Source organism: Acidocella aquatica, assembly GCF_030160635.1.
In the GTDB taxonomy this organism is placed as follows: domain Bacteria; phylum Pseudomonadota; class Alphaproteobacteria; order Acetobacterales; family Acetobacteraceae; genus Acidocella; species Acidocella aquatica.
Genome location: NZ_BSOS01000050.1, coordinates 1 through 6733, shown reverse-complemented (window position 1 = coordinate 6733; position 6733 = coordinate 1). Strand labels below are relative to the sequence as shown.

The 6733-nt window shown below is 58.2% G+C and carries 6 protein-coding genes; 3 read left to right on the top strand and 3 right to left on the bottom strand.

Translation table 11 applies throughout. From position 1 onward, the window contains the following. Positions 1–114 precede the first annotated feature (114 nt). Entirely contained in the window at positions 115–1458 is a 1344-nt protein-coding gene (locus QQJ84_RS08885; protein WP_284257794.1) for an NAD(P)-binding domain-containing protein, read from the bottom strand. Between the two features lie 370 nt (positions 1459–1828). Between QQJ84_RS08885 and folB the strand changes: the two genes are divergently transcribed. After that, entirely contained in the window at positions 1829–2248 is a 420-nt protein-coding gene (folB, locus tag QQJ84_RS08880; RefSeq protein ID WP_284257793.1) for a dihydroneopterin aldolase, read from the top strand. A gap of 7 nt (positions 2249–2255) precedes the next feature. Here folB and QQJ84_RS08875 read toward each other — a convergent pair whose 3' ends face one another. Then, positions 2256–4610 carry a DUF1989 domain-containing protein gene (locus QQJ84_RS08875; RefSeq protein WP_284257792.1) on the bottom strand — a complete coding sequence of 785 codons (2355 nt, stop codon included), beginning with the start codon at positions 4608–4610 and terminating at the stop codon, positions 2256–2258. A gap of 120 nt (positions 4611–4730) precedes the next feature. Beyond that, positions 4731–5519, bottom strand: coding sequence for an IclR family transcriptional regulator (locus tag QQJ84_RS08870; RefSeq protein ID WP_284257791.1), 789 nt, complete (start codon positions 5517–5519; stop codon positions 4731–4733). Between the two features lie 92 nt (positions 5520–5611). On the opposite strand from QQJ84_RS08870, the gene QQJ84_RS08865 reads away from it, so the two are divergent. Together QQJ84_RS08865 and QQJ84_RS08860 are read left to right on the top strand one after the other, a co-directional pair. Continuing rightward, a complete protein-coding gene (locus tag QQJ84_RS08865; RefSeq protein WP_284257790.1) occupies positions 5612–6397 on the top strand; it encodes a 2-keto-4-pentenoate hydratase in 786 nt (261 codons plus the stop codon). Then, positions 6397–6733 (top strand): Gfo/Idh/MocA family oxidoreductase (locus QQJ84_RS08860; protein ID WP_284257789.1); only part of this gene is annotated, 337 nt, incomplete at its 3' end. The genes QQJ84_RS08865 and QQJ84_RS08860, both read left to right, overlap by 1 nt.

Sequence of the window (6733 nt, the reverse complement as noted above, 5' to 3'; positions counted from 1 at the left end):
CCAATGGGAACGCCACGCGACACTGGACTGCTGAAATACAAAATCCGCGCCACGAAAAACAGGGGGCATTTCTGTTTTGAAATGCCGCCAAATCTTTCGCCGTCAGGTTAATTTTTACTTGTTGGCGAGGAATGCTTCCAGGCTATCGTCTAGTGCTTCCATCCAAGGTGTATGATGCGCCGGTGCCATTGTGCCGGTGATTGTGGAGGGGAAGCTGTGTTGGCGATAGGTCAGCACGTCTTCTTCCTTGTGGTGCTTCCATTCCTTGAACTGCTCGGCAACAACTTCCGGTTTGAAGTCTGGATAATCCGTGCGGTCGATCAAATCGCGGACATAGGCGGTCTGAAAATCGATATCGTAGGACGCACCGGTGGAGGCTTCTTCCTTTTCGCGCCACGCGGCAGAATCGGCTTGCATTTCCTCAAGCGATGGCAACGTGATATGGCCCATGATTACGTCGCGGGCGAACCAGGCCTGGGCGTCGAACATGTTGAACGTATAATACTGGTCCTGCATGCCGAGATAAATCAGCTTTGGATTTTTCTCCCAGATCACACCTTTATACATGCCAAGAGGCCAAAGCCGGTTATTGGTTTTCAGGCGTAAATCATCCGGCAGGAAGGGGAAGTGATGCTGGTATCCTGTGCAAAGGATGATTGCGTCCACTTCCGCTGAGCTGCCATCTTTAAAGTGAGCGGTATGGCCATCAACCTTCAATAGCAGTGGCACTTCCTGGAAGGCATCGGGGAAGGCAAAGCCCATTGGTTTGGTGCGATAGCTGAAGGTGATTTTGCGCGCGCCATATTTATAGCATTGCGTGCCGATATCCTCGGCTGAATAACTGCTGCCGACGCAGAGAACGCTCTTGCCGGCAAATTCGGCCGCATCGCGGAAGTCGTGCGAGTGCAGCACGCGGCCGGGGAATTTTTCCAGCCCTGGAAAATAGGGTACATTCGGTGTTGAGAAATGCCCCGAGGCGACAACGACATAGTCGAAAACCTCGGCGTAATGTGAGTCATTAACAAGATCGCGAACTGTAACGGTAAATTTTTTGGTTTCGCCGGAATATACAAGATTGCTGACGGGTGAGCGGAAGCGGATATACTTTCGGATATCGCCTTTCGAGACGCGCCCGACAATGTAATCACGCAGGACCGCACGCGGAGGATAGGAGGAGATCGGGAAACCAAAATGCTCCTCAAAGGTATAATCGGCAAATTCCAGCGCTTCCTTGGGGCCGTTCGACCAGAGGTAACGATACATCGAGCCATGAATCGGTTCACCGTATTCATCAAGCCCCGTGCGCCATGTGTAGTTCCAGATGCCGCCCCAATCTTCCTGCTTTTCGAAGCAGACAATTTCAGGGATTTCCGCTCCTTTGCCGCGGGCCGATTCAAAAGCCCGCAGCTGGGCCAGCCCACTTGGACCCGCACCAATAATCGCAATACGCAGTGTCATTATATTCCCTTTGCGTCTTTGTCTGGAGGTATATGGTTCAGCAGCACTTAGAGTTCCTCTTCAGGCCCTATAAATGCGCCGTGTTACTCGTTACGCTCACCGTGTGGACATCCTCCCGACTGGCGCCGAATGCTGAATCGGGCAACCCTGCAGCAACGCAAAAACTTTATGCGGAAAGTAACTGACGGGCAAGATATTTAAACTGCAGGAATGATTTTTATAGAAATTCTGAGCTAACGCTCGCAATTTGTCGTAAAAAGAATGAATGTTTCCTGTAGGTTGATTTTAGGCGAAAAGCCAAATACTATGAGCATCTTTAACCCGTAATGGCTTAGTGAACGGTGCGCCTGATCCGCAGAGGAGCGATGAGATGATACAGCCGGCACTGGCCCTCTCAAAAACCCGGATGGAGACCGTCACCGCTTTGCCGTTACGGCATGTTCTGGTCAGAGATTTTGTGCTCTTGGCAAGTATCGGCGTGTTCGATCACGAAAAACGGCGCAGCCAGCGGGTTCGAATTAATCTCGACCTCGCGGTGCTGGAATCTCCTGGCCCGCTGGATGACGATTTGCGCAATGTCGTTTGCTACGACCAGATCATCCAGGCGATCAGGGCGCTGGTAAATGGCGGCCACAACCACCTCGTCGAAACCCTGGGTGAGGCCATTTCCACCCTCTGCCTCGCTGATCCGCGGGTCCGCCGTGCTGTCATCACCGTCGAAAAACTCGATGTTTATGAAGATGTTGCCGCAGTTGGTATCACCATAACCCGTGACAATCCGGTCTCCTGATAAGGCATCAGCCGCGTACGCGGGTTTTTTCCGGATCATAAAACGGAAACCGGCAAACCTTCGCCGCCAGGCGCTTTTGCTGCCCATCAAGCCGGCCGATCTCCAACGCGGTTTCCAGGGCTGACGCGGTGATATCCACGCGCGCCAACGCGATGGTTTGCTTCAGAAACGGCGATCGCGTGGCGCTGGTAATGCGCCCGACCTCGGCGCGGCCGATGAACACCGGGTCGCCATGTGCGGGTGTCTCGTTGCCCGCAACCGCCAGCCCCACCAGGGTACGCACCGGATGCGCGCGGCGTTTTGCCAATGCATCCTTGCCGATATAGTCATCCTCCTTGCGCGCCGGCACCGCAAAGCCAATCCCCGCCTCAAAGGGATCAGTCGTGCTGTCGAATTCATAGCCACCAAAAATCAACCCGCATTCAATGCGCAACATATCCAGCGCATCCAGCCCCAGCGGCGTCAGCCCATGCGGGGCGCCGGCGGTGGTTATCGCGTCCCACGCGGCTGGCGCGTGGTCTGGGTGACAAAAAATCTCAAAGCCCAGTTCGCCGGTGTAGCCGGTGCGGCTGATCATCACCGGAATGCCGTCATACCCGCCGATGCGCCCGATGGTGAAGCGGAACCAGCCAAGTTCGGCAAGGCTCGTCTGCCCCGGCGCGGTCCAGATGATCTCCCGCAGAATATCGCGTGATGCAGGCCCTTGCAGCGCCACGTTATGGATCTGTTCGGTCGCCGCGCGCAGATATACATGCAGCCCCGATTGCGCGGCCTTCTCGCGTAACCACAGCAGGCTTGCATCATCGCCGCCGATCCAGCGGAAATTATCCTGGCCCAGCCGGAAGAGTGTGCCGTCATCCACCATGCCGCCGTGCTCATAACAAATGGGCGTATAAACCACCTGGCCGGGTGCTAGCTTGCGAATGTCGCGCGGCATCACTTTCTGCAGGAAAACCTCGGCATCCGGGCCAATAATTTCCATCTTGCGCAACGGGCTGATATCCATGATGGCGGCTTTTTCCCGGCAGGCCCAATACTCAGCCATGGCGCCATGCCCGGCGTAGGAGGTGGGCAGCCAGAAATTGCGGTATTCGGCGAAGCTGCGTGTGAGTGCGCAAGTTCGTGGATGGAAGCCGGTTTCGCGTGTTGATTGCGGCGGAGAATCTGGAGTCATGCGATACCCGATCGAGCGTTTGAAGAAAGCGTCCGCGGCATAAACCCGGACTTGAATAGGCGTGAGCAGCCAGCCATTGGCCGCGTCGATGTCGCAAGGGCAGGCCGAGGCGCCACAGACCAGTTCATCCAGCGCGCGCAACAACACATAATCGCCAGGGCGCGACCAGGGTTCATCGAACCAGATCGCGTTGTGCGCGTCGACATTGGTGTTGAAGAAAAAATTGATGGCGGGCCAGCCCCGGTGTGAGGCAATACCGTAAGGCTCCAGGGCGGCATTGAGATTTTCGGAGCAATTGGCATGGCCGAAATATCCCATGTCCTCATAATAGCGCGGTGTGCAGGCGAGGTTGAAAGTGTCGTGCCGCCCGACGGTATCATGCACAACTTCCACCAATGCGGTGCGGTCCTCGTCGAAAAACTTCGCGTACAGTCCAGGTTTCGGGTAGGCCTGCCCTGTCATGGTTCTGGTAGTCGTCGCATCCAGCCCGCGCAGCAGGCCGCGATCCAGCGCACGGCGGCGGAAGCCAAGAAAATCCGAGCATTGCCGCCCCGCGACATCGAGGATCTGAATATATTCCCCCTCATGAACTTCGAAGGAAATGGCGCTGGCGATATCAATGGTGAGGTCAAGCCGCGGTTGCGCCAATGGTTCCGGCGCACGGAAAACCCCAGGCTGGCGCAATTGATTCCGGCGTACCAACACCGTAACATCTGATGCTGGCGTCTGCTCCCACACCAGCATTTGCCGCGCCGGCGCACCCATGATCAGCGTAATCGCCTGCGTCGCGGTAAACTGTTCGCGGCTCCCCGCCGGGGCATCGTCGCCGAAAATCAGCGCGGCGCGCGCATTGGCAATCGTCAACCCCCGCCGCGCCAGCCCAGCCCGCACACGCTGCGCATCCTCACTCTGGCCGGACAGTGCTTGCTCAATCCCAAATGGCTGAACATTTGCCGTCAGCCCCAGCGCTGCCAGCGCATCGCGCCCATCGGTGGCCAAGGCGGCCAATTCTACGCTTTGCCCGCCGTCCTTCAGCTGCAGCTCAACCGACTCACCCGCCGCCAGCGCCAGCACAACCGTGCCGCCGCCCTGCAACACATAACGCTCGGTATCAGCCGCCAGCGCCTGCGATCTGGTTGTGATAAAACCGGGAGCCCCCGCCGCAATAATCCCCGACGGACCTGCCATCTAACCCCCTGCACAGGCTGATTTCAAAAGCGTTGTTCCTCAGGAGCAACGCGCGTCAAGCTTAGGCGAGCGTTCTGGCTCCCGCAAGGCAAAATATACGCAAGAGGAAATATTTATGCGCTATGAGAAAAACCCGTCGCCGCCGATGCTGAGTCTGGCAGCGCAGGCGCGCAGCATGGCCAGATGGCCTTCATCCTCGCGCCGTTGTTCCGCGCGCCGCGCGAACGATAATGAAATCGCAGCCGCAACGCGCTGGTCGCCGGTCCAAAGCGGCACGGCGAGGCAATACAGATCATCGGCGATTTCGCCGTCATCGCGCGCGAATTGTTCAGCTTTAACCGTTTGCAGGGTTTCTTGCAGCACAACCGGATCGGTGATGGTTCTCTGCGTTAGCGCAACAAATGGCCCGCCCGCCAAATACCGTGCACGCTCCTCCTCGGGCAGCCACGCCAGCAGCACCTTGCCAATGCCTGAGCAATAGGCTTCGAGCTGCGTATTTTCGCGGCTGAAGGAGGGCTCCGCGGGAACTGAACCGGCGCTCTCCTTCACGAGATATGTCACCATGTCATTTTCCATCACGCCCAGATGCGCCGTTGCCCCGCAGGTGCTCGCAAGCCGCCGCAGCGCCGGGCGGGAAAGCCGGGCGAGTTGGCTTTCGGGCGTCATGCCCCGCAGTGCCTCGGCAAGCGGCAGGCCAACTTCATAGTGGTGACGCTCCAGCCTGGCGATCATGCCAGCGCCCTCAAGGGCGTTTGTTAACCGGTACAGCGTGGAACGCGGCAACCCCATCTCCGCGGCCAACGCCGCCAGCGGGGTCTGGCCCCGGTCTCGCGCGATGCGGTTGAATAAGTCCAACCCTTTTTCGAGCGATGCATTGCCAGATGGCCGTGGTTTGGCAGCCTGTTTCATAATCCCATAATATGGGATTATTTGGTCAAAGTAAATTGCTAGTTTTCGCCGTTTTCCCTAACGTTCCGGGGAGAAACAAGGAAATACCAGCAATGAAACCGACCCATTCAGACATCGCGGCCCGCTTGCGCGCTGCATACGACACCGGCGCTGTGCCCCCCCTGCGTGACGGGCTGGACCCCACGGATGTTGCCGGCGCCTATGCGGTGCAGGCGCTCAACACCGCGCATTGGGTGGGCCAGGGGCGCCGGATCGTGGGCCGCAAGGTGGGGCTCACGGCTAAGGCCGTGCAGGCGCAGCTTGGCGTCGGTCAGCCGGATTTCGGTGTGCTGTTCGAGGATATGTGCATCAAGGATGGCGGGATTTTGCAAGCCTCCAAGGTTATCCAGCCAAAAGCCGAAGCCGAGGTTGCGTTTATTCTTTCGGCGGATCTGCCAAGCGCCGATGTCAGCCGCGAAGAGGTAGCCGCGGCGGTGGCGGAGGTGGTCGCGGCGATCGAAATTGTCGACAGCCGCATCGCTGACTGGAAGATCACCTTCGCCGACACGGTGGCCGATAACGGCTCGTCCGCTTTTTATGTGCTGGGCAGCACGCCAAAGCCATTGTCCGGCCTCGATCTCTGGACCTGCGGCATGGCGCTGGAGGTGAATGGTGAAGTGACCTCGCTCGGCGCGGGCGTTGCCTGCCTCGGCCACCCGCTCAACGCCGCAACCTGGCTGGCCCGCACCCTGGCTGAACGCGGCGAGCCGCTGCGCGCGGGCGACGTGGTGCTGACCGGCGCGCTCGGGCCGATGGTAATCATCAAGCCCGGCGATGTGGTGAAAGCCTCGATCGGCGGTCTGGGTTCTGTATCTTTCACTTATGAGGATGCTCGTTAATGTCTAAAAAAATCAAATGCGCCATCATCGGCTCGGGCAATATCGGCACCGACCTGATGATCAAGATCATGCGGACCTCGAAAAACCTTGAGATGGGCGCGATGGTTGGCATCGATGCGAAGTCAGATGGTTTGGCCCGCGCCGCGCGCCTTAACGTGCCGGTCACGCACGAGGGCATCGAGGGTCTGTTAAAACTGCCAAACTACAAGGACATTCAAGTCGTTTTCGATGCCACCTCGGCCGGCGCGCATGTGCACAACAACGCGCTGCTGCAGCGCGACGGCAAAAAAGTCATCGACCTCACCCCCGCCGCGATCGGCCCCTTCACCATTCCGG